Source organism: Streptomyces sp. NPDC050738 (assembly GCF_040654175.1).
Taxonomy (GTDB): Bacteria; Actinomycetota; Actinomycetes; order Streptomycetales; family Streptomycetaceae; genus Streptomyces.
In genome coordinates, this window is record NZ_JBFAHN010000008.1 from 52,173 (window position 1) to 76,248 (window position 24,076).

The 24,076-nt window shown below is 70.0% G+C and carries 23 protein-coding genes; 18 read left to right on the forward strand and 5 right to left on the reverse strand.

Annotated features, from left to right (window positions below; translation table 11 throughout):
• The first annotated feature begins 173 nt into the window (after window positions 1–173).
• Entirely contained in the window at window positions 174–302 is a 129-nt protein-coding gene (locus AB0H78_RS21500; protein WP_363236114.1) for a hypothetical protein, read from the forward strand.
• 25 nt (window positions 303–327) lie between these two features.
• On the forward strand, window positions 328–1,104 hold the full coding sequence (locus AB0H78_RS21505; protein WP_363236115.1) for an SDR family NAD(P)-dependent oxidoreductase: 777 nt from the start codon (window positions 328–330) through the stop codon (window positions 1,102–1,104).
• Between the two features lie 163 nt (window positions 1,105–1,267).
• On the opposite strand, the gene AB0H78_RS21510 is transcribed toward AB0H78_RS21505, so the two are convergent.
• Window positions 1,268–2,839 carry a metallophosphoesterase family protein gene (locus tag AB0H78_RS21510; protein WP_363236116.1) on the reverse strand — a complete coding sequence of 524 codons (1,572 nt, stop codon included), beginning with the start codon at window positions 2,837–2,839 and terminating at the stop codon, window positions 1,268–1,270.
• 130 nt (window positions 2,840–2,969) lie between these two features.
• On the opposite strand from AB0H78_RS21510, the gene AB0H78_RS21515 reads away from it, so the two are divergent.
• From AB0H78_RS21515 to AB0H78_RS21540, 6 genes are all read left to right on the forward strand, one after another.
• Entirely contained in the window at window positions 2,970–4,013 is a 1,044-nt protein-coding gene (locus AB0H78_RS21515; RefSeq protein ID WP_206968636.1) for a 3-isopropylmalate dehydrogenase, read from the forward strand.
• A 234-nt stretch (window positions 4,014–4,247) separates the two neighbouring features.
• Complete coding sequence (locus AB0H78_RS21520; protein WP_363236117.1) at window positions 4,248–5,336, forward strand: branched-chain amino acid aminotransferase; 1,089 nt, start codon at window positions 4,248–4,250, stop codon at window positions 5,334–5,336.
• A gap of 119 nt (window positions 5,337–5,455) precedes the next feature.
• Window positions 5,456–5,752 (forward strand): hypothetical protein, encoded by a 297-nt coding sequence (locus AB0H78_RS21525; RefSeq protein ID WP_363236118.1) that lies wholly within the window; start codon window positions 5,456–5,458, stop codon window positions 5,750–5,752.
• Complete coding sequence (locus tag AB0H78_RS21530; protein WP_363236119.1) at window positions 5,749–6,252, forward strand: hypothetical protein; 504 nt, start codon at window positions 5,749–5,751, stop codon at window positions 6,250–6,252. The genes AB0H78_RS21525 and AB0H78_RS21530 overlap by 4 nt, the downstream gene beginning before the upstream one ends.
• Before the next feature lie 51 nt (window positions 6,253–6,303).
• Complete coding sequence (locus AB0H78_RS21535; RefSeq protein WP_363236120.1) at window positions 6,304–7,080, forward strand: barstar family protein; 777 nt, start codon at window positions 6,304–6,306, stop codon at window positions 7,078–7,080.
• Between the two features lie 17 nt (window positions 7,081–7,097).
• On the forward strand, window positions 7,098–7,853 hold the full coding sequence (locus AB0H78_RS21540) for a class I SAM-dependent methyltransferase (protein ID WP_363236121.1): 756 nt from the start codon (window positions 7,098–7,100) through the stop codon (window positions 7,851–7,853).
• Window positions 7,854–7,883: 30 nt separating this feature from the next.
• Here the strand turns inward: AB0H78_RS21540 and AB0H78_RS21545 are convergent, their stop codons facing one another.
• A complete protein-coding gene (locus tag AB0H78_RS21545) occupies window positions 7,884–9,077 on the reverse strand; it encodes an amidase (protein ID WP_363236122.1) in 1,194 nt (397 codons plus the stop codon).
• 11 nt (window positions 9,078–9,088) lie between these two features.
• Window positions 9,089–10,510, reverse strand: a complete 1,422-nt coding sequence (locus AB0H78_RS21550; protein WP_363236123.1) for a cytosine permease — start codon at window positions 10,508–10,510, stop codon at window positions 9,089–9,091.
• 134 nt (window positions 10,511–10,644) lie between these two features.
• Here AB0H78_RS21550 and ureA point away from each other — a divergent pair, with 134 nt between their 5' ends.
• From ureA to AB0H78_RS21600, 10 genes are all read left to right on the forward strand, one after another.
• Window positions 10,645–11,337 carry an urease subunit gamma gene (gene ureA, locus AB0H78_RS21555; protein WP_363236124.1) on the forward strand — a complete coding sequence of 231 codons (693 nt, stop codon included), beginning with the start codon at window positions 10,645–10,647 and terminating at the stop codon, window positions 11,335–11,337.
• Window positions 11,330–13,006: an urease subunit alpha gene (locus tag AB0H78_RS21560; protein WP_363236125.1), complete on the forward strand. Its 1,677-nt coding sequence runs from the start codon at window positions 11,330–11,332 to the stop codon at window positions 13,004–13,006. The genes ureA and AB0H78_RS21560 overlap by 8 nt, the downstream gene beginning before the upstream one ends.
• Window positions 13,007–13,029: 23 nt before the next feature.
• Window positions 13,030–14,082, forward strand: coding sequence for an agmatine deiminase family protein (locus AB0H78_RS21565; protein ID WP_363236126.1), 1,053 nt, complete (start codon window positions 13,030–13,032; stop codon window positions 14,080–14,082).
• Window positions 14,083–14,096: 14 nt separating this feature from the next.
• On the forward strand, window positions 14,097–14,447 hold the full coding sequence (locus AB0H78_RS21570; RefSeq protein WP_363236127.1) for a hypothetical protein: 351 nt from the start codon (window positions 14,097–14,099) through the stop codon (window positions 14,445–14,447).
• Window positions 14,448–14,521: 74 nt separating this feature from the next.
• Window positions 14,522–15,037, forward strand: coding sequence for a hypothetical protein (locus AB0H78_RS21575; protein ID WP_363236128.1), 516 nt, complete (start codon window positions 14,522–14,524; stop codon window positions 15,035–15,037).
• A 17-nt stretch (window positions 15,038–15,054) separates the two neighbouring features.
• A complete protein-coding gene (locus AB0H78_RS21580) occupies window positions 15,055–15,561 on the forward strand; it encodes a hypothetical protein (RefSeq protein ID WP_363236129.1) in 507 nt (168 codons plus the stop codon).
• Window positions 15,558–16,175 (forward strand): TetR/AcrR family transcriptional regulator, encoded by a 618-nt coding sequence (locus tag AB0H78_RS21585; RefSeq protein ID WP_363236130.1) that lies wholly within the window; start codon window positions 15,558–15,560, stop codon window positions 16,173–16,175. The genes AB0H78_RS21580 and AB0H78_RS21585 overlap by 4 nt, the downstream gene beginning before the upstream one ends.
• A 66-nt stretch (window positions 16,176–16,241) precedes the next feature.
• Window positions 16,242–17,567 carry an MFS transporter gene (locus AB0H78_RS21590; protein WP_363236131.1) on the forward strand — a complete coding sequence of 442 codons (1,326 nt, stop codon included), beginning with the start codon at window positions 16,242–16,244 and terminating at the stop codon, window positions 17,565–17,567.
• Between the two features lie 279 nt (window positions 17,568–17,846).
• Complete coding sequence (cimA, locus tag AB0H78_RS21595; protein ID WP_363236132.1) at window positions 17,847–19,442, forward strand: citramalate synthase; 1,596 nt, start codon at window positions 17,847–17,849, stop codon at window positions 19,440–19,442.
• Window positions 19,439–19,903, forward strand: coding sequence for a hypothetical protein (locus AB0H78_RS21600; protein ID WP_363236133.1), 465 nt, complete (start codon window positions 19,439–19,441; stop codon window positions 19,901–19,903). Before cimA ends, AB0H78_RS21600 begins: the two co-directional genes overlap by 4 nt.
• Window positions 19,904–19,919: 16 nt before the next feature.
• On the opposite strand, the gene AB0H78_RS21605 is transcribed toward AB0H78_RS21600, so the two are convergent.
• Together AB0H78_RS21605 and AB0H78_RS21610 are read right to left on the reverse strand one after the other, a co-directional pair.
• Window positions 19,920–21,506, reverse strand: coding sequence for a glycoside hydrolase family 13 protein (locus AB0H78_RS21605; RefSeq protein WP_363236134.1), 1,587 nt, complete (start codon window positions 21,504–21,506; stop codon window positions 19,920–19,922).
• Window positions 21,507–21,558: 52 nt separating this feature from the next.
• Entirely contained in the window at window positions 21,559–24,069 is a 2,511-nt protein-coding gene (locus AB0H78_RS21610; protein WP_363236135.1) for a CBM35 domain-containing protein, read from the reverse strand.
• Window positions 24,070–24,076: the final 7 nt, after the last annotated feature.

The following is a 24,076-nucleotide window of genomic DNA, read 5'->3' on the forward strand; positions in this document are numbered from 1 at the left end:
AGGCTCCCTTAGCTTTGTAGAAGCCGAACGTCTCGCTAGACCCAGCGAATGGCGGCCGCGAGCCGATGTCCTGATGCAGGCAACCCCTGCGGCATCCGCTCCCCGCCTCTTCCGGCGCCTCGAATCAATTCCGTGATCTTCGTGATCTCCCAGGATTCCAGGAGTCGATCAACATGGCCGAGACGACTGTCCGCCGCGTCCGTCACACCTCCCGCACGAGCGAGTCCGAGCGCAAGAACGCCGCTGCGGCACTCCAGCGGGCCCTCGACCGCCGTGACAACGGCGGCGCTACGGGGCACTAGCCCATAGCGGACATACGGTGCGCGTATGAGCACTGTGATGTCCGTTCCCGTCCCTGTCGACTTCGCCGGCAAGGCCGCCCTGGTCACCGGCGCCGCTTCGGGAATCGGCCTGGCCGTGGCCCGGCGGCTCGCCTCCGGGGGAGCCGCCGTCGTGCTGGCCGACCTCGATCTGGAGGGCGCCCGCAAGGCGGCCGCCGAGATGGAGGCCGGCGGGGCGCGTGCCGCTGCCGTACGGCTCGATGTCACCGACCCCGCCTCTGCCGAGGCCGCCGTGGCGTACGCCGTGGAGACCTACGGCGGGCTTCAGCTCGCCGTCAACAACGCCGGGATCGGCGGGCCCAGTGCGCATACCGCCGAGTACGGCGTCGAGGACTGGCGACGGGTGCTGGAGACCAACCTGTCCGGGGTCTTCTATGCGATGCGCGCCGAGCTGCCTGCGCTGGTTGCTGCGGGGGGCGGTGCGGTGGTCAACATGGCCTCCGTGCTCGGGGTCAGCGGTTTTGCCGGGTCGCCGGCTTATACCGCTGCCAAGCACGGTGTGATCGGGCTGACCAAGACCGCTGCGCTCGAGTACGCGGACCGGGGTGTGCGGCTCAATGCGGTCGGGCCCGGGTTCGTCGAGACGGCCCTGCTGGCGGATCTCGACGCCGGGGCCCGGGCGTTTCTTGCCGCGATGCATCCGGTGGGGCGGTTGGGCCGGCCTGAGGAGGTCGCGGAACTCACGGCGTTCCTGCTCTCCGAGCGGGCTTCGTTCGTGCAGGGGAGCTATCACCTGGTGGACGGGGGGTACGCCGCGAGGTGAGCCGGGGCGGGGGATCTCCCCCACCCCGCCCCTTCCCGCTGTGACATTTCGCGGCTCCGCCGCGGGCGGGGCGTGCAGCCCCGGCCCCCGCCTTCGCAGGGGCTTCGCCCCCGGCACCCCCGTACGCGACCTCCGGCCGCGTGTCCTCAATCGCCGGACAGGCTCAATTCTTCCCGCGTTTGATCTCGAAGTGGTCGATCCTCGCGCCGCTCTCCGCCAGTGCGCTCACCTTCAGGCGCGCGTCGTGGCCGGCCGTCACCTCGACCGCCAGGAACGAGTAGCCCGTGTACCGCACCCGCGACCACTCCACCGTCTCCACGGCCTTGCCGCCGCCCTTGACGGAGTGCCACGTGGGCACGGACTCCTGGTCCTTGACGTTGCCCTCGAAGCTGTCCGGTGCCGGGAAGTCGTAGAGCGACTTGCCCGCGCCGCCCGCCGTCACGTACACGATGCCGTCCCGCGTCGGGTCGGTCCGCTCGCCGATCGCGACCTTGCGGCCGACCGCGCCGCCCTTCACCGCGTCGGTGCGCTCGTAGACGTGGTTGTGGCCGTTGATGACCAGGTCCACCTCGTGCTTCTCGAAGACCGGGACCCACTGCTCGCGGACCCCGCCGTCCGAGGCGTGCGAGTTCGTCGTCGAGAAGGCGCAGTGGTGGAAGAAGATGACGATGAAGTCGACGTCGCGGTGGGCGCGCAGTTCGCCGAGGCGCTTGTCCAGCCACTGGGTCTGCTTGCCGCCGCTGATGCCGTAGTTGGCGGGGATCTCGTACGAGACGTCGTTCGCGTCCAGCGCCACCACGCCGACGTTTCCGTGCACGAAGGAGTACACGCCGGGCTGGTTCACCGGGTCGGGGCCGTTGTCCGGCAGGGTCCAGCGGGCGTTCTGGCCGCCGTAGCCGTTCGGGGAGTACCAGGCCTCCATGTCGTGGTTGCCGGTCGTCACCATCCACGGCACCGTCTTGGCGACCGACTCGGTCTGCGCCAGGAACTGGTCCCAGGTCCGCGCGTCGTACACGTCGCTCGACTGGCCCGAGCCCGACGGGTCGGCGTAGCAGATGTCGCCCGCGTGCAGGTGGAAGGCGGGGTTCTGGCCGAGTATCAAGGCGTCGTTGCCCAGTGCGTGGTAGCTCACGCCCTGGTCGCCGAAGGCGGTGAAGGTGAAGGAGGCGGCGCGGTCGGGGGCCGTGGTGAACGTGCCGAGCGTGCCCAGGTTCCTGCGGTCTGCCGGGTCGAAGCCCTCGTGGCCGACGCCGTAGTAGTACGTCGTGCCGGGCTTGAGGCGGTCGAGGCCCGCGTGCACGTAGAACTGCTCGGCGGCCGCGATTTTCCCGCCGTTCAGGCTCGGCGTCGTCAGGTGCCTGATCTCGGCGTCGATCTTCCGGCTGAGCTCCCAGGGGGTGCGGCCGATACGGATGTACGGGCGGCGGACCGCGAAGGGGACCTGCCAGGAGACCCGCATCTGGGTCTTGGGGTCGGCGCCGTACGCGAGGTGCCGGCCGAAGGGCGCGACCAGCGAACCGTCCACGTGGGACGTGGAGTCGGAGGGGTGGTACGCGGGGGCGGCGGACGCCGCCGGGGCGCCGAGCGTGACGCCCGCACCGGCAACCGCGGCCGTGGCGACGCCGGTTCGCAGCGCGCCGCGCCGCGAGATTCTGGTGCGCAGGAACTCGTGCTGCTCCGCCATGCTCATACGGTCGGCGAGCTTCTCGGGGATACCGAAGCGAGGGATGTCCATGGCCGGAAATCTCCTCGCTTCAACTGAAGTCCGCCCACCCGATAGATGAACGGGACACGTACAGCTCCCCATGTGTCCGTATGGCGGACGTGAGATGTCAGCCCATGGGACGGCCGAGTAGGGTGCCGACATGTCTCGCAGCATCAAACTCGCAGTGATCCCCGGTGACGGCATCGGCCAGGAAGTCGTGGCCCAGGGTCTCAAGGTCCTCTCCGCCGTCCTTCCGCAGGATGTGAAGCTGGAGACCACCGACTTCGACTTCGGCGCCAAGCGCTACCACGCGACCGGTGAGACCCTCACCGACGCCGACCTGGCAGCGCTCAAGCCGCACGACGCGATTCTCCTCGGTGCGATCGGCGACCCCTCGGTCCCCTCCGGCGTCCTGGAGCGCGGCTTCCTCCTGAAGCTCCGCTTCGCCTTCGACCACCACGTCAACCTCCGCCCCAGCAAGCTGCTCCCGGGTGTGGCGACGCCCCTCGCGGGCCAGCCGGAGATCGACTTCGTCGTCGTACGCGAAGGAACCGAAGGCCCGTACACGGGCAACGGCGGCACCATCCGCAAGGGCACCCCGCACGAGGTCGCCACCGAGGTCTCCGTCAACACGGCCTTCGGTGTCGAGCGCGTGGTCCGCGACGCCTTCGCCCGCGCCCAGGCGCGCCCCCGCAAGAAGCTCACGCTGGTCCACAAGAACAACGTGCTGACCTTCGCCGGTCACCTGTGGACGAACGTCTTCAACACGGTGGCCAAGGAGTTTCCCGAGGTCACCACGGACTACATCCACGTGGACGCCGCGACGATCTACCTCGTCACGGACCCCGCACGCTTCGACGTGATCGTCACCGACAACCTCTTCGGCGACATCATCACCGACCTCGCCGCGGCCGTCTCCGGCGGCATCGGCGTCGCGGCGTCCGGCAACATCAACCCCTCGGGCGACTTCCCGTCCATGTTCGAGCCGGTCCACGGCTCGGCCCCGGACATCGCAGGTCAGGGCAAGGCCGACCCGTCGGCCACGGTCCTGTCCGTCGCTCTGCTCCTGCGCCACCTCGGGTACGAGACCGAGGCGGTCCGTATCGAGACCGCCGTCTCCGCCGACCTCGCGGAGCGCGGCACCACCGCCCGTACGACGGACGAAATCGGCGACGCGCTCGTATCCCGAGTAGTAGCGAGCTGACCCGTACCGACTGATGGATTGATCACAGCCGCCGGGTCGCACAGACACCCGGCGGCTGTGTTTTGGGGTCCCCGGGTGCCACCATCGATCCTGGACCGCAATCACGCCGTTTCGTACACAGCCCTCTCCGAGCGATAATCGAACGTGGGCCGTGGTGCGTGCGGAAGCTCGGACGTCCTGGTAGCGACGTGAGCGCGGTCCGTCACAAACACACCGGTGAAGGACATACGACTCATGACGACGCCCACGATCGAGCTCAAGCCCACCTCCAGCCCGCTGTCCGATGCGGAGCGCGAGGCGATCCTGACCAGCCCCGGCTTCGGCCGCCACTTCACCGACCACATGGTGATCATCAAGTGGACGGACGGCCGCGGCTGGCACGACGGGCAGCTCGTCCCGTACGGACCGCTCTCCATGGACCCCGCGACGAACGTCCTGCACTACGCGCAGGAGATCTTCGAGGGTCTGAAGGCGTACCGCCAGCCCGACGGCACGGTCGCGACCTTCCGCCCGGAGATGAACGCCCAGCGCTTCCAGCGCTCGGCGCACCGCCTGGGCATGCCGGAGCTCCCCGTCGAGACGTTCATCGAGGCATGCGACCTGCTGGTCCAGCAGGACGCGGCATGGGTCCCGGCCCACGGCGGCGAGGAGTCCCTCTACCTGCGCCCCTTCATGATCGCCACGGAGGTCGGCCTCGGCGTCAAGCCGGCCAACGAGTACCTCTTCATCGTGATCGCGTCCCCCGCGGGCGCGTACTTCCCCGGCGGCGTGAAGCCGGTCTCGATCTGGCTCTCCGAGGACCGCGTGCGCGCCGTCCCCGGCGGCGTCGGCGACGCCAAGACCGGCGGCAACTACGCGGCCTCGCTCCTCGCCCAGGCGGAGGCGGCGGCCAAGGGCTGCGACCAGGTCGCCTACCTGGACGCGGTCGAGCATAAGTGGGTCGAAGAGCTCGGCGGCATGAACCTGTACTTCGTGTACGGAAACAAAATCGTCACCCCCACCCTGACGGGCTCCCTCCTCGCGGGCATCACCCGCGACTCCCTCCTCCAGGTCGCCCGCGACCTGGGCTACGAGTCGGAGGAGGCCCGCGTCTCGATCGACCAGTGGCAGACCGACACGGAGAACGGCACCCTCACCGAGGTCTTCGCCTGCGGTACGGCGGCCGTGATCACCCCCGTCGGCACGGTCAAGCGCACCGGCACGGAGTGGACCCAGAGCGAGGGCAAGCCCGGCGAGGTCACCCTCAAGCTCCGCGAGGCGCTGCTCGACATCCAGCGCGGCGTGAGCGAGGACAAGCACGGCTGGATGCACCGACTGGGCTGACCCGCCCGGCAGTTGTACGCACCTGGGGCCGCGCCCGGACAGTTTTCCGGGCGCGGCCTCCGCGTGCCGCGTACGCATTCCAGCTCCCGTCCTACGGCGTCATACGGTACGGTTTCGGTATGGCGAAGACACGTATCACCGTCACCTTTGAGCCTGCTGAGGAATCCGTGGTCCGGGACGCGGCAGCGGAGTACGGTCTGGACCTCTCCGGGTTCCTGCGCACTGCCGCACTGGCCGAGGCCGCCCGGCAGGCGCACATCAAGGCCAGGTTCGCCGAAGTCGATGCCATAAGCCGCTCTGCGGAGCAGGCGGAATCCGGCGTGGCCCCTGCTTCGACGCCCGAGGACGACGCAGCCATGGACACGTTTCTCGACGCCATCGATTCCGGCTCCGGTGCGCGAGGTGCTGTCGCGTGACCGTGTTCGTCTACGACACCGGCATGCTCATCGCGCTGGAGCGGCAGGCGACCGAGGCGCACCGGTTCCACAGTCGGGTGACGGCCCGAAGGGGATGGCACCCGCCAGTGATCCTCCTTCCGGTACTCGCCCAGGTGTGGCGCCCGCAACCTGGGCACTGGACACCGCTTTCGCGGGTCCTGCCGTCGTGTGCGGTGTTCGGAGTGGACCGTGGCAACCAGGCGTGCGGGGTGTGCCAGGCCGGACACCTCACGGAGGACGGCAAGCGCGGTGGAGTGGCGGCGGGACGCGCGGTGCTGCCGCCGAAGAAACGCCCCGACGCGGTGGACGCACTGGTGACCGTCGTGGCCGCACGCCATGACCGGGCGGTGATTCTGACGTCCGACCCGGACGATCTCTGCGCCTACCGAGATGCGCTGGGCGTCTCACCGAGCGAGGTGGCGATCCTCCCCGTGGACACCCTGACCGAGTTCCGGTCGGGCAAGCCCATGATGCGCTGACCGGTGGAGAGCGATGGAACCACTGACCAGGCCCGGCCCGGCAGTTACCGGGTGACGCCGACTCTGACAGAACGCCGATCGCCGTGGGTCGTGGTCACCTCGGCCGGTGATCCCCAGCTGGAAGCGGAGACCGCCGCGCTCCTGCGGAAGGGCGGGGTGGTCCTGCGGCTGGACGGTCGTGAACTGGGGGACGAGGCTTCGCTGTTCCGGGTTTTCGCGCGGGAGTTGTCCTTTCCCGGGTACTTCGGTCACAACTGGGACGCCCTGGTGGACTGCCTGCGCGACTGGCACGGCCCGGGACATGGGGCCGGGCGGGGCCAGGCGGTGCTGATCGAGCATGCGGACGGGCTGCGGGACGCGGATTTCCTGGGGCTCCTCGTCTCGGTGCTCGCCCAGGCGGCCTGGCACTCCAACCTGCGGCTCGACGCCGATGGCAATCCCGACGACGACTGGGCGCCGATGGTGCAGCACTTCGTCCTCGTCCTCGACGGCACCGCGCCCCTCGCCTTCGCCGAGCCCGCGGCTCGCGGTACCGATGTGGCCGTGGCATGGCTGGACGGGCGCCTGCTCGCCACCTTGACCGACATCGACTGGCCCGGCGGGGACGCCGCGGCTCCGCCGTGGGCAGCGGGCCCTCTCGACTTCGCCGACGATGACATCCTCAGGGGCGCGGTCATCCAGAGCCTTGTGCTGTTCCGGTCCCGCCTTGACTGTTCGATCCACGAGGCGATGGGTGTTTTCGTGGCCCGTTACGACTTTCTACGCCGTGAACGCGGGGCCGATTTCACGGTGAGCGCTGCCGAGTACGGCAGGGGCTTCTACTCCTGAGAGAGGATGCGGCCGGGATGCTGCGCGACATCTTTGACGAGGACGCCGAGCTGTACGACCGGGTTCGGCCCGGGTATCCGGAGGGGCTGGTCGCGGACCTGGTGGCGCGGGCGGGGCTCGGGGCGGGGAGGCGGGTGCTGGAAATCGCCCCCGGGACCGGGCAGTTGACCGTGCCGCTCGCGCGCACCGGGGCCGAGGTCACCGGGGTGGAGCTCGGGCCCGCGATGGCTGCGGTGGCGCGGCGGAAGCTGGCCGGGTATTCGCTGGCGCGCGTCGAGGTGGGGGAGTTCGAGAGCTGGGCGCTGCCCCCGGAACCGTACGACCTCGTCGTCATCGCGACCGCCTACCACTGGCTCGATCCTGCCGTACGGGTACGGAAGCCGATGGAGGCGCTGCGGCCGGGCGGGGTGTTCGCCGTCGTCACCACCGACCATGTGCGGGGCGGGACGCCCGAGTTCTTCGACGAGGTCCAGGCCGTCTACGAGCGCTGGGATCCTGCGACGCCGCCCGGGCTGCGCACACAGGACGAGCAACTGGTCCGCACCGAGGTGGATTTCGAGCCGGAGGAGGTGCGGCGGTATCTGCGCGACATCACGTACACGAGCGCCCAGTATCTCGATGTCCTGCGGAGCTACTCCGGGCATCGGGCCCTGTCCGCCGAGCGGCGCGACGGGCTGTTCGCGGGGATCGCGGAGTTGATCGACACGCGGTACGGGGGCCGGATCACCAAGCGCTATCTGCACGAGCTGATCATGGTGATCCGGCCCGGGTGACGGCCAGGGCGTGCATGGCGGACGGGGCTTTTAACCCACGCCCTGGACGAACGCCGCCTCGATCCATGCTGCCCAGTCGAGGAGCTGTTCGTCCTGGCCGGGCGGAGCCACGCACTGGAGGCCCAGAGGCAGGCCGTTCGCCGCCCGGCCTGCCGGGATCGTGAGCGAGGGCAGGCCGATGTGGCTCCACGGGAGACTCATGACGGAGCTGCCGGTGGTGGTCAGGCCCCTGGGCGCCGGGCCTGTCGCCGCCGGTGTGATCCAGAGGTCGATCGGCTCCATGGCGGCGGCCATCCCCGTACGGAACGATTCGCGGGCGCCCTGGGCCTCGACGTAGTCCGCGTGGGTGATCGCGTGACCCTCGCGGATGGCCTGGCGCGTCTCGCGACGGTAGAGCTTGCCGTACTCCGTGAACCAGGCGGCGTGCGTCCGGGCGAGTTCGTAGCGGTTCATCGTGAAGAGCTGGGACACCGTGCGGTCGAAGTCCGCCATGACGGGGATCCGGCGGACGGTGAAGCCCGCGCGTTCCAGCTCTTCCGCGCCGGCGGTGAAGGACTTGAGCGCCTCGGGCTCGGCCCGGTCGAGGTAGGGGCCCGTCGGGATGCCCAGGACCGGCAGGTCGCCGGCGCCCGATGGCGTCCAGTCGTCGCAGACCACCGAGGCCGCCGGCAGCAGGTCTGCCACGGACGGTGCGAACAGACCGAGGGTGTCGAAGCTCGGAGCGTTCGCGATCACCCCGTCGACCGGAATGCGGCCGTACGTCGGCTTGAAGGCGACGACCCCGCAGTACGCGCCCGGCCGGATCATCGAGCCGACCGTCTGGGTGCCGACGGAGAGCGGGAACAAACCTCCCGCCACTCCCGCCGCGGAGCCACTGCTCGAACCGCCGGGCGTGTGTGCCACGTTGCGCGGGTTACGGGTCGGGCCCGGGGCCAGTACCGCGAACTCCGCCGTGACCGTCTTGCCCGCGATCAGCGCCCCGGCTTCCCGGAGGCGCGTGACGATCGTCGCCTGGGGGCCCGCGAGGGCCTCGGGCGGGAGGGATGAACCGGCCCGCGTCGGGAGGCCGTCCACGTGGATGATGTCCTTGATGCCGACCGGGATTCCGTACAGGGGTGGCCTGTTGGCGGGGTCCGGCCAGCGTGCGGCGAGTGCCGCCGTCTCGGAGCGGAGGCGGGTTGCGCGGTCCGGCTCGGGGACGAATGCCTGTATGTCACTGTCCATGGAGCGGGACGTTACAGCTTGGCCAGTGCCTGGGTGGAGGTCTCGGCAGGGGCTTTTGCGGTACGGGGTGTGAGTGCCGCGTACGCTGCGCCGCCCACCAGCCCCGAGAAGATGAAGCTGCAGTCCACGCCGCTGGTGAGGGTGAGCAGCGGGCCCTCGTAGAAGGGCGTCGAGACCGCGAGCAGGCCCACCGCCGCGCCCAGCGCCCAGGCCGCCGTCGCCCGGAGGTTCCAGCCGGCGCGGAACCAGTAGATCCCGCCGTGCGCACGGCGGTTGAAGACCTGGAGGGCGTCCGCGTCGTAGACGCCCCGGCAGCGTACGTAACCGATGACCGTGATCACCGCCCACGGTGTGCCGATCGCCGTGAGCAGCAGGACGAAGGACGTCATGGCCGACTGGGCGTCCCAGGCGAAGTGGCCGAGGAAGACGAAGAGCGTGGAGACCGCCGCGACGACGAGCGTCGCCCTGGCGCGCGTCGCGCGCGGCAGGATCGCGTCCAGGTCCAGGCCCATGGAGTAGAGCATCAGGCCCGCGTTGCCGACCGATCCGGCGGAGGCCGCGAGGAGCAGCGGGATCAGGTACCAGGTGGGCGATGCGGCGACCAGCGGGCCCGCGTAGTCGAGGGAGGAGCGGGCGGCGAGCGCGGTGTACGTACCGAAGAGCTGCGGGACCAGCAGGCCCAGGCAGAGGCCGGCGCAGGTGGAGATCAGGACCGTGCGTGAGGTGTGGCGGCGCGGCGAGATGTAGCGGGTGTAGTCGCCGAGGAGGGTGATGAAGGCGATGGGGCCCGAGAGGCCCGCGGCCACGGCCGAGAGCAGCCAGGTCGGCCAGTAGGAGCCGAGGAGGTACGGGGTGTCGGGGGCCGCCGAGGTCGTGAAGTCGGGGGCGTACGCGATCAGGCCGAGGGCCAGCAGCGCGGTCATGCCGATGGCGAGGATCTTGCTCAGGCGGAGCAGGAGCCGGTAGCCGTACACCGCGCCGATGACCGTGAGGGCGGCGAGCAGGGCGTAGACGACGGCGTGGATCCAGCCGGTTGCGGGGAGGCCGATCAGGCGGGTGAGGGTCCCGATGATGGTGTCGCCGCCGATCCAGAGGGTCAGCGCGGTGTATCCGAGGGAGAGGAGCAGCCCAACGATCGAGCCGACCAGGCGGCCGCGGACGCCGAACTGGGCTCCGGAGGAGGTGGAGAGGTTGGTTCCCGTACGGAGGGAGACCAGGGCCAGCGGCGCGGTGAGCAGCGTGCCGACGAGGGTGCCGGTGACCACGGAGGAGACCGAGCCCCACAGGTCGAGGCCGAAGGAGACCGGCAGCCAGCCGAAGACGATGACGCCCAGGCAGAGGTTCGAGCCGAGCAGGATCGAGATGAGATCGCGCGGGCCGCTGGTGCGTTCCGCGTCCGGGATGGTGTCTACTCCGCGCTGTTCAATCGGCATGTGTGCTACCCCTGACCTTCGGAAGTTTGAGCAGCGTTCAATGTGGCGTAGCTCAAGGTGGCACGTCAATGTTTCCAGCTCATGAATCTCGTGGTTAGAGTGGTGCTCTAAGTGATTGACGGAGGTGTGACGGCGTGCGGCTGACCCCGACGGAACGCGACCGGCTGCTGCTCTTCGGAGCCGCCGAGTTGGCGCGGGCGCGCAGGGCGCGCGGGCTGAGGCTCAATGTCCCCGAGGCGACCGCCCTGATCGCGGACACGGTCTGCGAGGCGGCCCGTGACGGGCGGCGGCTCGCGGAGGCGATCGAGGCGGCGCGGAGTGTGCTGGGTCCTGACGATGTGCTGCCGGGGGTCGCGGACGTGGTCACCGAGGTGCATGTGGAGGCCGTCTTCGACGACGGGTCCCGGCTGGCCGTGGTGAGCGATCCGATCGGGGCCGGTGGCTCGCTCGGCGAAGGCGCTCCCGGGGCCGTGCTGGAGGGTCCCGGCTATCCCGAGCCGGCGGCGACCGTACGGCTGACCGTGCACAACACCGCGAGCGTCCCGGTCTCGGTGACCTCGCATTTCCACTTCTTCGAGACCAACCCCCGGCTGGACTTCGACCGTTCGGCCGCGTATGGCATGCGGCTGTGCGTGCCCGCAGGGTCGTCCGTGCGGTTCGGCCCCGGCGAGAGCGTCGAGGTCGGGCTGATGCCGATCGGCGGGGACCGGGTCGCGATCGGCTTCGCCGGTCTGGTGGACGGGCCGCTGGACGCGCCCGGCGCGAAGGAGAAGGCGCTGCGTGCTGCTGTGGCGTGCGGATATCTGGGAGCTGAGAGCGATGAGTGAGTACGCGGCCGTGCACGGCCCCCGCGCGGGCGACCGGGTCCGCCTCGGCGACTCCGGGCTCGTGGTCCGCGTCGAGTCGGATGCGCAGAAGCCGGGCGACGAGTTCCTCGCGGGCTTCGGCAAGACCGCCCGCGACGGGATCCACCTGAAGGCCGCGGCCGTCCGCGAGACCTGCGACGTCGTCATCAGCAATGTGCTGGTCATCGACGCGGCGCTCGGGATCCGCAAGGTCTCGATCGGCATCAGGGAGGGGCGGATCGCGTCCATCGGGCGGGCCGGGAACCCCGACACCCTGGACGGGGTGGACGTGGTGGTCGGCACCGGCACGACCATCGTGTCGGGGGAGGGGATGATCGCGACCGCGGGCGCCGTGGACGCGCATGTGCACCTGCTCTCGCCGCGGATCATGGAGGCCTCGCTCTCCTCCGGCGTGACGACGATCATCGGGCAGGAGTTCGGCCCGGTGTGGGGCGTCGGGGTCAACTCGCCCTGGGCGCTGCGCCACGCCTTCAACGCCTTCGACGCCTGGCCGGTCAACATCGGCTTCCTGGCGCGCGGTTCGTCGTCCGACGCGGCTCCACTGGTCGAGGCCCTCGCAGAGGGTGGCGCGTCCGGCTTCAAGGTCCACGAGGACATGGGCGCGCACACGCGGGCGCTGGACACGGCTCTGCGCGTGGCCGAGGAGCATGACGTCCAAGTCGCCCTGCACAGCGACGGGTTGAACGAATGCCTGTCGGTGGAGGACACCCTGGCGGTGCTTGAGGGGCGGACGATTCACGCCTTCCACATCGAGGGGTGCGGGGGCGGCCACGTCCCCAACGTCCTGAAGATGGCGGGCGTACGGAACGTCATCGGATCCTCGACCAATCCGACGCTCCCCTTCGGCCGGGACGCGGTCGCCGAGCACTACGGCATGATCGTCTCCGTCCACGACCTCAAGACCGACCTGCCGGGCGACGCCGCGATGGCCCGCGACCGTATCCGCGCCGGAACGATGGGCGCGGAGGACGTGCTCCACGACCTCGGCGCCATCGGGATCACGTCCTCGGACGCGCAGGGGATGGGGCGTGCGGGCGAGACCGTACGCCGCACCTTCGCGATGGCCGGGAAGATGAAGACCGAGCTCGGCCCCATGGAGGGCGACGGTCCCGGCGACGACAACGCGCGCGTCCTGCGCTACATGGCGAAGCTGACCATCAACCCCGCCATCGCGCACGGCCTTTCGCACGAGATCGGCTCCATCGAGGTCGGCAAGCTGGCCGACATCGTGCTGTGGAAGCCCGCCTACTTCGGGGCGAAGCCGCAGCTGGTGCTGAAGTCGGGCTTTCCCGCGTACGGGGTGACGGGCGACCCGAACGCGGCGACGGATACGTGTGAACCCCTCATCCTTGGACCCCAGTTCGGCTCGTACGGGGCCACGGCGGCGGACCTCTCCGTGGCCTTCGTGGCGCAGGCCGCCATCGATCAGGGCAACGACGGCATGCCGACGCGCCGCCGCAGGGTCGCGGTGCGCGGCACCCGCGGGATCGGCCCCGCCGACCTGCGCCTCAACTCCCGTATCGGCGAGGTCGGGGTGGACGCCCGCAACGGCCTGGTGACGCTCGACGGGGACCCGCTCAGCTCGGAGCCGGCCGACTCGGTCTCCCTCAACCGCCTCTATTTCCTGTAAAAACACAGCCTTTAGGACGAGCCATGTTCCGTATGCCTGCCGAGTGGTCCCCGCACGAGCGCACCTGGATGGCCTGGCCCAGCCCGAACCCCACCTTCGTCACGGAGGAGGAGCTGGCGGATGCCCGGTCGGCCTGGGCGGCGGTGGCGCGCGCGGTCCGTGCGTACGAGCCGGTCACGATGGTGGTCGGACCCGGCCAGTCGGAGGGCGCCCGCGCGCTGCTCGGCGAGGACATCGAGCTGGTCGAGCGCGAACTCGACGACGCGTGGATGCGGGACATCGGCCCGACGTTCGTGACGGACGGAGCCGAACTGGCCGCCGTGGACTGGACGTTCAACGGCTGGGGCGCGCAGTCCTGGGCCCGCTGGGAGCACGACGCGAAGATCGGCGCACAGGTGGCGGACCTCGCCGGGGTGACCGCCTACGCCTCACGCCTGGTCAACGAGGGCGGCGCGATCCACGTCGACGGCGAGGGCACGGTCCTGCTGACGGAGACGGTCCAGCTGGGCCCCGAGCGCAACCCCGGCTGGTCGCGCGAGGAGGCCGAGGCGGAGATCCACGCACGACTCGGCACGACGAAGGCGATCTGGTTGCCGCGCGGACTGACCGGCGACTACGGCGAGTTCGGTACGCGGGGCCATGTCGACATCGTGGCCGCCTTCGCCCGCCCGGGCGTGGTCGTGGCCCACGTACAGCCTGACCCGTCCCACCCGGACCACGAGCTGTGCAAGGGGATCGTGGCGCAGCTCAGGTCCGAGACGGACGCGCAGGGCCGCCCGCTGGAGGTGGTGGAGGTGCCGGCGCCGACGGTGCTTCAGGACGAGGAGGGGGAGTGGGTCGACTACTCCTACATCAACCACTACCTCTGCAACGGCGGAGTGGTGCTGTGCGCGTTCGGCGACCCGCGCGACGAGGAGGCGGCGGCGGTCTTCCGCGGCCTGTTCCCCGACCGTACGGTCACGCTGGTCGACGCCCGCACGATCTTCGCGGGCGGCGGCGGGATCCACTGCATCACGCAGCAGCAGCCGAGGGTGGGGCGGACGGCGGGAGACGGGGGAACGGTCACGATCGGCTGATCGTTGTGCCGGGCATGCCCTCCGCTCTCGTACTCGGCTTCGACCCCCACGCAGTGCCCGGCATGGACGGGGACGCCCTGCGCGCCGTCCTGGACAAGGAGCTGGCCCGGTTCGCCGACCACGGCATCGACGCGTCCATGACGCTGATCGCGCCGGACGCGTCGGCCGAACCCACCGTGGTCGCGGCGCTCGCCGGGACGGACTGGGACGTGGTCGTCATCGGAGGCGGGATCCGCAAGCCCGAGCCCGCGCTGGTGCTCTTCGAACGCGTCGTGAACCTGATCCGGCTGCACGCCCCCGGGGCCGCGATCGCGTTCAACACCAGCGGCGGCGACAGCGTCGAGGCGGTCCTGCGCCAGCTCTGACCTGGGCGCTTACGATCTACCCGTCGACGGTGTGAGCGAGGCTCGCGCCGCTTCCGTTTCCGTGGGGGGAACCAATGGCGCGTCGTGCGCTGACGTACGCAACTGTGGTGGCCGGACTGCTGCTGACCGGGGTGTCGGCGGGGCCGGCGAGTCCGGCGGGCTTTGCGTTGGAGTCGTCGTGCGGGTCTGTGGTCGACAAGTACGGGATGCGGGTCGGCGAGGAACTCTGGATCGGGCTGCCGGTGCTGGAGAACCATGCGGACGCCCCGATCACGGTGACCGGCGCGACCGCGGTCCATCCGCCCGCCGGATTGCGGGTCACCGGCTTCAGTGCGTACGACGGGAGCGAGGGGACAGCGCTCTCGGCGGATGCCGCGATGATGCGCCCGTACGAGAACCTGGCCCTGAAGCCGATCCGCATCCCGGCCAGGACCGCCACCACCGTCTACCTCATGGTGCATCTCCGGCTCACCCGCCCCGGCAGCTACACGGTCGACAGCTTCCAGGTCGCGTACGCCAAGGAAGGCCACCGCTACACCCAGACCGTGGGATGCGGCGCGGAGCTGAGCTCGCTGCCGTACGAGGACTGACCGGACCGGATGGCATCATGCCGACCATGGATTTCGTGCTCGATCCGCCGACCGGTGTCGGCCCCCTCCGTATCGGTTCCTCGCGCGAGGAGGCGACCGCCGCGCTCGAAGAGCTGCGGTTCCCGGGGCACGTGCACCGGAGCGACGAGCCGGGGCGGTGGCTGTTCCGGCCAAGTGGGCTGTCCTTCAACCTGGGGTGCGTCCGTGGGGTGCTGGAGTCCGTCGAGATGGGACGGCCTTCGGGCGGCGATCGCGTCCTGTACCGCGGCATCGATCTCTTCGGGCTGCCCGCCAAGGAGGTCGCCGCGCGGCTGGGCGAGGTCACGCGCCTCGTGGAAGACGAGGACGGCGAGGCCGGTTTCGTCGCTCCCGATCTCCTTCTCGCCCTCTGGCGCTCCTTCGAGAGCGACGACGACCCCGACGACCACCAGGGCTACTACTTCAGCAGCGTCCTGCTCGCCGCCCCCGGCTACTACGACACCCCCGCCGAGGCGGCCCTCCGCGCGCAGGGCGGTCAGGTATGAGCACCCCCCGCCGCAGCAACTCCGCCGCCCCGCCCCGCGAGACCGTTCTCGCCGCGGCCATGGCGGCCATCGCCGAGCACGGGCTCGCGAAGCTCACCATGGCCGGGCTCGGGCGGACCGTCGGGATGAGCAGCGGTCATCTCCTCTACTACTTCCGGTCCAAGGACGAGCTTCTGCTGCGGACCCTGGAGTGGAGCGAGGAGCAACTGGGCGTGGAGCGGCGGTCCGCGCTCGCCCGGCAGGTTCCCGTACGCGACCGCCTCGATGCCTTCGTCGAGCTGTACGTACCCTCAGGCCCCCGCGACCCCCACTGGTCCCTCTGGCTCGAACTCTGGAACCGGGCCCATGACCTCGGTGACGACGCCCGCGGTCGGCTCCTCGACATCGAGCTGTCCTGGCACCGCGATCTCGTCGCCCTGCTCGTCGAGGGCGCTTCCCGTGGGGAGCTGCGCGCCGTCGACGCCGACCGCTGTGCCGTGCGCGTCCGGGCGCTCCTCGACGGGTTCTCCACCCATGTCGCGATGGGGCTTCCGGGATCGGACCGGCCCCAAGTCCTCGCCCATATCGGGGAGTTCCTCGACGAGGCGCTGCTGCCGGGTACGCAACGCACGTAAGTACGCAAGATCGTTGCCGCACGCGCCCTTGTGGCCGCTCCCGTCCCTCCTTCACCGTGGGGCCCCATGGGACGAGAGCAGTGGAAGAAAATCTGGGTCGGTTCGGCCGGCAACATGGTCGAGTGGTTCGACTGGTTCGTGTACGCCACCTTCGCCGTCTACTTCGCGGATGCGTTCTTCCCCGGGGACAACGACACCGCCAAACTCATGAACACCATGGGCGTCTTCGCCGTGGGCTTCTTCATGCGGCCCGTCGGCGGCTGGCTGCTCGGCCGGATCGGCGACCGCAAGGGCCGTAAAGCCGCCCTGACCCTCACCGTCACCCTGATGTCGGCATCGGCGATCCTCATCGCCGTCGCGCCGACCTACGCGGTCGCGGGGTACGGAGGCGTCGCCGTCCTCCTCGTCGCCCGCCTCCTCCAGGGCCTGTCCGTCGGCGGGGAGTACGCCGCTTCGGCCACCTACCTCACCGAGGCGTCCGCCCCGGACAAACGCGGATTCGCCTCCAGCTTCCAGTACGTGTCGATGACCGCGGGCCAACTCGTGGGCCTGGGGCTGCTGATCATCCTGCAGCACACCCTGTCCGAGGACGCCCTGCACAGCTGGGGCTGGCGCATCCCCTTCGTCGTCGGCGCCCTCGGCGCGGCCATCGTCTTCTATCTGCGCCGCAGCATGCTGGAGACCGAGGTGTACGCCGAAACGGGCGCGGCCACCGACCCGGACCGCGGCACCCTCAAGCTGCTCTGGGCGCACAAGCGCGAGGCGTTCCTCGTGATGGCGCTCACCATGGGCGGCACGGTCGCGTACTACACGTACACGACCTACCTCACCAAGTTCCTCTCCAAGAGCGCCGGCATGGAGAAGCAGACGGCGACCCTCGTCTCCTTCTGCGCCCTCTTCGTCTTCATGTGCATCCAGCCGCTCGCCGGGATGCTCTCCGACCGGATCGGCCGGCGCCCGCTCCTCATCACCTTCGCGGTCGGCTCGACCTTCCTCACGGTCCCGATCATGACGATGCTCAAGCACGCGGGCACCTTCTGGCCGGCTTTCGGGCTCGCGCTGCTGGCCCTGGTCGTCGTCACCGGGTACACGTCGATCAACGCCTGCGTGAAAGCCGAGCTGTTCCCGACGGGGATCCGGGCGCTGGGTGTGGCACTTCCGTACGCCCTCGCCAACGCGCTCTTCGGAGGAACGGCGGAGTACGTCGCCCTGTGGTTCAAGAAGGGCGGCATCGAGTCCGGTTTCTACTGGTACGTGGCGGGATGTGCCGCCGTATCGCTCATCGTCTACCTCACGATGCGCGAGACCCGCGACATCGACCTCAACCGGGTCGTCGGGGCGGGCGAAAAGGAATCCGCACCGGTGCGATCCAGCTCACAGCTCGCATCCTGAGACGGGCCCGGCACGGAGGCAGTCCTGTGCCAGACTGCTTCCGTGTTCTCGTTCGCCATGATTATCGGCAGCAGGCGCGCCGGTCCGCAGTGACCGCCTCGTACCACCACGTACGGCGCGGACATCGTGCCCCAGACCCGCGCGCCAACCCTTCGCACCCGCGAGGGGTTTTTTCGTTTCCAGGCCCCACCACGGCCGAGGGGGCGAGGCGCACGCGAAGATGGGGGCAAGTGGAGCCAGCCATTTCGGAGCCACTCACCGACAGGAGTTCAGATCAGCATGAGCAGCAGCAACGACAGTTTCCATGTCTTCGACACGACGCTGCGCGACGGAGCGCAGCGCGAGGGCATCAACCTCACCGTCGCGGACAAGCTGACCATTGCCCGGCACCTGGACGACTTCGGCGTGGGCTTCATCGAGGGCGGCTGGCCGGGCGCCAATCCGCGCGACACCGAGTTCTTCGCCCGCGCGCAGCGGGAGATCGACTTCAAGCACGCGCAGCTGGTCGCCTTCGGCGCCACGCGCCGCGCGAACTCCAAGGCGGCCGATGACCCGCAGGTCAACGCGCTCCTCGACTCGGGCGCCCCGGTGATCACCCTCGTCGCCAAGTCCCACGACCGCCATGTCGAGCTGGCCCTGCGCACCACGCTGGACGAGAACCTGGAGATGGTCCGCGACACGGTCTCCTATCTCGTCTCCAAGAACCGCCGCGTCTTCGTCGACTGCGAGCACTTCTTCGACGGCTACAAGGCGAACCCGGAGTACGCGAAGTCGGTCGTACGGACCGCGTCGGAAGCCGGCGCCGACGTCGTCATCCTCTGCGACACCAACGGCGGGATGCTCCCCGCCCAGGTCACCGCGATCGTCTCCACGGTCCTCGCCGACACCGGCGCGCGGCTGGGCATGCACGCCCAGGACGACACGGGCTGCGCGGTCGCCAACACCCTTGCGGCGGTGGACGCGGGCGCCACGCACGTGCAGTGCACGGCGAACGGCTACGGCGAGCGCGTCGGCAACGCCAACCTCTTCCCGGTGGTGGCCGCCCTGGAGCTCAAGTACGGCAAGACGGTCATCCCGCCGGGCGCGCTCGCCGAGATGACCCGCATCTCCCACGCGATCGCCGAGGTCGTGAACCTCACGCCCTCCACGCACCAGCCGTACGTGGGCGTCTCCGCCTTCGCCCACAAGGCGGGCCTGCACGCCTCCGCGATCAAGGTCGACCCCGACCTCTACCAGCACACGGACCCCGCCCTGGTCGGCAACCACATGAGGATGCTGGTCTCCGACATGGCGGGCCGCGCCTCGATCGAACTCAAGGCCAAGGAGCTCGGCGTCGAGCTGGGCGGCGACCGCGAACTGGTCGGCCGGGTCGTGGCGGGCGTGAAGGAGCGAGAGCTGAAGGGCTACACCTACGAAGCCGCCGACGCCTCCTTCGAACTCCTCCTCCGCAAGGAGGTGGAGGGCCGCGCGCTGAGCTACTTCCGTATCGAGTCGTGGCGCGCGATCGTCGAGGACCGCCCCGACGGCACGCACGCCAACGAGGCGACGGTGAAGCTCTGGGCCAAGGGCGAGCGCATCGTCGCGACGGCGGAGGGCAACGGCCCGGTCAACGCCCTGGACCGGGCGCTGCGCGTGGGCCTGGAGCGGATCTACCCCGAACTCGCCCAGCTGGAGCTGACGGACTACAAGGTCCGCATCCTGGAGGGCAAGCACGGATCCGACTCCACCACCCGCGTCCTGATCACGACGAGCGACGGCCGCGGCGAGTGGTCGACGGTGGGCGTCGCGGAGAACGTGATCGCGGCGTCCTGGCAGTCGCTGGAGGACGCTTACACGTACGGGCTGCTTCGGGCGGGCGTGGAACCGGCCGAGTGACAGGAACAAGCGAGGAGGAGCCCGCCGAGCACCTGCGCTTCTGGGCCTACATGAGTTCACTGGAGCAGGTCGCCGAGGCTGATGAGGCGGCCCTGGTCGGCGATGTTCTCGCCGACCAGGACCAGGCGATGGCCCAGTCCGCAGTGCTGCTGCACCTGGACCGCCGAGCGGCTGAGCTCTGCGGCGGGTCCGGATACGAGCAGTGGGCCGCCGTGATGGGGCCGCTCGCGGCCGGCCGGCCGCTGCTGGCCCTGCGCCTGACGGAGTGGTCACTCCTGCGGGCCATCGCCATGCGGGAGCCCGTGCAGGCCGACGCCTTGATCGAGGCGTCCAACTGGCTCCAGCTCAGGGCGGCCGCCACACCGGACCCCGAAGTCCGCGCGATCCTGGCCGAGCACGGTCGCACTAGGCGGATCCGTCACACCGCCAGGGCCCACTCCAAGAAGCCGGGCTCGCGCTGACCTCAGGGAGTGCGGGTCACCGGCTCAGCCACACCGCCGTGTCCGCGGGGACGGCGTTCCCCGTCAGGGGGCCGCTCGCCAGGAGGACCGTGGCATCTGCCGGGAGCCCGACCGGGGTTGCGCCCAGGTTGATCAGGCAGCGGAAGCCGTCCGCACGGTCGAAGCAGAGCGTGTCCGGGCCCGCGTCCACCCAGGTCAGGGACTCCGGGAGGTCCTGGAGCCGTTCGCGGCGGAGGTTCAGCGCCGTGCGGTACAAGGTCAGGAACGAGTCCGGGTCCGTGAGTTGGGCCTGGGCCGTCAGCGTCCGCCAGTCCTGCGGCTGCGGGAGCCAGGGGGCCGCCGCATCCGCCGGGGAGAAGCCCAGCGAATCCGTGTCCGGGCTCCAGGGGAGCGGGATGCGGCAGCCGTCGCGGCCCGGGTCCTTGCCCTGGGAGCGTACGAAGGTCGGGTCCTGGCGCAGGGCGTCCGGGAGGTCCTGGACTTCGGGGAGGCCCAGTTCTTCGCCCTGGTAGATGTAGACCCCGCCGGGGAGGGACAGGGTGAGGAGCGCCGCCGCGCGGGCTCTTCGGCGGCCCAGGTCCAGGTCGGACGGGTCCGTAAGGCGCTTGTCGCCCATGTCGAAGGACGTGTCCTCGCGGCCGTAGCGCGTGACGTGGCGGATCGTGTCGTGGTTGGACAGGACCCAGGTCGGCGGGGCGCCCACGGGGGCGTGGGCCGCGAAAGTGGAGTCGACGACCTTGCGGAGTGCGCCCGCCTCCCACGGGCAGCACAGGAAGTCGAAGTTGAACGCCGAGTGCAGTTCGTCGGGGCGCAGATAGCGGGCGAACTGGGCCGCTTCCGGGAGCCAGACCTCGCCCACGAACGTGCGGTCGCCGTCGTAGGAGTCGAGGATCTTGCGCCACGAGCGGTAGATGTCGTGGACGTCGTCGCAGTCCTGGTACGGGAGGTCGGTGATGTCGGGGTCCGGGCCGACGTCCGGCAGACCCGGCTTCTTCGACAGGCCGTGCGCCACGTCGATACGGAATCCGTCCACGCCGCGCCGCAGCCAGAAGTGCAGGATGTCCTCGAACTCGGCCCGCACCTCCGGGTGTTCCCAGTTGAGGTCGGGCTGCTCGGGGGCGAAGAGGTGGAGGTACCAGTCGCCGTCGGGCAGGCGCGTCCAGGCGCTGCCGCCGAAGTACGACTGCCAGTCGTTGGGCGGTGTCTCCCCGCCCGAGACGAACCAGAAGCGCTCGCGCGCCGCCGAGCCGGGGCCGGCGGAAAGGGCCTCCTGGAACCAGATGTGCTGGTCGGAGCAGTGGTTGGGGACGAGGTCGGTGATGACGCGGAGGCCGTGTTCGTGCGCCTCCGCGATCAGCGACTCCGCCTCGGCGAGCGTGCCGAACCGCGGATCGATGTCGCGGTAGTCCGCGACGTCGTATCCGCCGTCGGCCAGCGGTGAGGTGTTCCAGGGGGTGAACCACAGGGCGTCCACGCCGAGTTCGCGCAGGTACGGCAGCCGGTCGCGGACTCCCGCGAGGTCGCCCGTGCCGTCGCCGTTGGCGTCGGCGAAGCTGCGTACGTAGATCTGGTAGATCGCGGCGTGCCGCCACCAGTGGGTCACGAGGACTCCTTGCTCAAGTGCGATGTGTGCGAGGTGTGCTGGGCGGGCGCGGCTACCAGCCGCTGTTGCCCGACCCGCGGGTGAGCGTGAAGCCGCCCGCGAGGCTGAGGCCGCCGGCGGAGGCGCCGGTGACCGTGGTGCCGGAGAAGGTGCCGGCCCCGGCGGAGTTGATCTCGATGCCGTACGAGCCGGCCGTCGCGATCCTGGTGTTCTTCACCGTCAGCGCGCTCACCGTCTTCTGCCACGTGACCAGGAGGCCGCTGTAGGTGGAGTCGAGGATGTCGTTGTCCTGGAGGAGGACCGGGGCGGTGATGTCGGAGGAGTCGGCGTAGACCCACAGGGCGCCGAGCTTGCTCGCCCAGTTGGGCTCGTAACCCCCGGTGCGCTGAAGGGTGTTGCGCTGGACGGACGTCGTGCCCGAGAAGGGGACGGGGGCGAAGCGGCTGCTGATCGCAATGCCGGCCGAGCCGGTGACGGTGTCCGCGACGACGTTGTCCTCGATGCGGTTGGAGTTGCCTCCGTAGATCGCGGCCGCGTTCGCGAGCAGCGGGGAGGTGACGGTGTTGAAGCGGAACGCGCTGTTGGTGACCGCCTGGCCTTCGGAGAACATCGCGAGACCGTCGTCACCGGTGTTGCGGACGCTGGTGTTCCACAGCTCGGTGTCGGTGGTGCCCTTGTGCAGGTTCACTCCGTCCGCGAAGGTGTCGCGGATCCGCAGGCCGGACACGTACAGGCCCTTGGTGGGAGCGTCGATCCACAGGCCGACCTTGGTGTGCTCGATCCAGACGTTCTGGACCGTGGAACCGCTGCCGAAGTCGCCCTCGATCGCGGTGTCGAAGTTCGCGTCGTCGCGGTACGAGACGTCACCCTCGATGGCCAGGTCCTGGACCGTGCTGGTGCCGCCCTGGCCGAAGAGGCCGCCCTTGCCGTTGCTGCCGCGCAGGATCGTGGACCACTCGCCGGCGCCTCGGAAGGCGATTCCGGTGAGGTTGACGTGTCCGGAGATGTTGTACGTACCGGCGGGCAGCCAGAGGCCCTTGCCCTGCGACTTCGCCGTGGAGACGGCGGAGTTGAGGGAGGACGTGTCGTCGCCGGAGTCGTTCGGGGTGACGCCGAGCGTCGTCGCGGAGACGAAGCCGGAAGCGGGCATCGTGCGGTCCGCCGCGACCGTCTCCGTCTCGACCAGGTCCAGGGTGTACGAGGCCGCGCTGTCGTCCGCGTCCTTCTGAAACTTCAGGACGGTCCCGGCGGGCAGCGTGGAGCCGAGCTTGATGTGCGTCTCGTCGAAGAAGTGGTGGGGCGAGCCCTGGGAGGGGGTGTTGGTGTAGGGGTAAGTGCCGTACACCCAGCTGTACTTGGAGCTCAGGTCGACATTGCGCAGCTGCGTGGAGCCGGAGTAGAGGCTGAGCGTCGCGGAGATGCCGGTGCCGGCCGCGTTGTCGGGGATCGAGTAGCGCAGGGTCAGGGCGTTGGCCGGCTTGGTGAGCGTGACCTGGACGTACTCACCGGTCGCGTCGAGGACGACCGCCTTGCGGCCGGATGCCTCGGAGGCGACGGAGAGGTAGGTGCGGTCGGGGCCGATGGCTGAGGCGTTGGTGGAGCCGGACTCCGCCTCGTAGGAGGTGTACGGGAGCGTCGCGCCGCGTGTGGCGTTCGCTGTCGATCCGGTGACGGTGATGCCGTCCAGCAGGAGGGCGCCGTTGTCGCCCGACTCGGTGCGCAGAGTCAGGGTGTTGAGGCCGGCGCGCAGCGGGGCGTCGGTGGAGACGGTCACCCAGGCGCCGGAGGAAGCGGGCAGGGTCAGCGTGCGGACCTTGTCGCCGTTGGCGGTCAGGGTGATCGTGGCGGCGGAGGAGCCGGTGGTGCGGTAGCGGACGATCACCGGGTACGTCGTGGCGGTGGCGCCGCTGACCGAGAAGACGGCGCGGGCCCCGGCGGCGGTGAAGCCGGTGAGGTAGCCGTTGCCCTCGTAGCCCGTCGTGGTGGTGGCCTTGGCCGCGCCGCCGGAGAAGTAGGCGTCCTCGGCCTGGTGGGTGAGGGTGGTCGGGCCGGGGGCCGAGGGGGTGGTGGGCGCGAGACTGTCGATGTTGACGTTGCCGCTGTCGGACGTGGTGAAGGTCAGCGCGATCGTGTTGGCGCCCTTCGCGAAGGTGGCCGCCTCGTCGTGCGTGGTCCAGGTGTCCCAGTTCGCGGTCGGCGGGAGGCTGATCTGGCGGACCTTCGAGCCGTTGACGTACAGGCTCAGCGTCATGGTCGCGGTGGTGCCGTTCGCGTACCTGATGCTGACCGAACCGTCGCCCGCGGCGGCTGAGGTGACGGCGAAGCTGGTCGAGGCGTTGCCCTTGTTGCCGTCGGTGTAGCCGCCGACGAAGCCCGTGCCGGTGTAGCCGGGGTGCTCGGTGGAGACGGCCGCGCCTCCCGAGAGCTGGGCCGATTCGGCTTCGAGCGCGGCTGCGGCGTGCGCCTGCTGCCCGTACACGAAGAAGGTGCAGAGGAGGGCGAGCAGCAGGGGGAGCGCGAGGAGTCTGCTGCCCTGGCGGGGTCTGCTGGATATCGGAGACACGACGGTG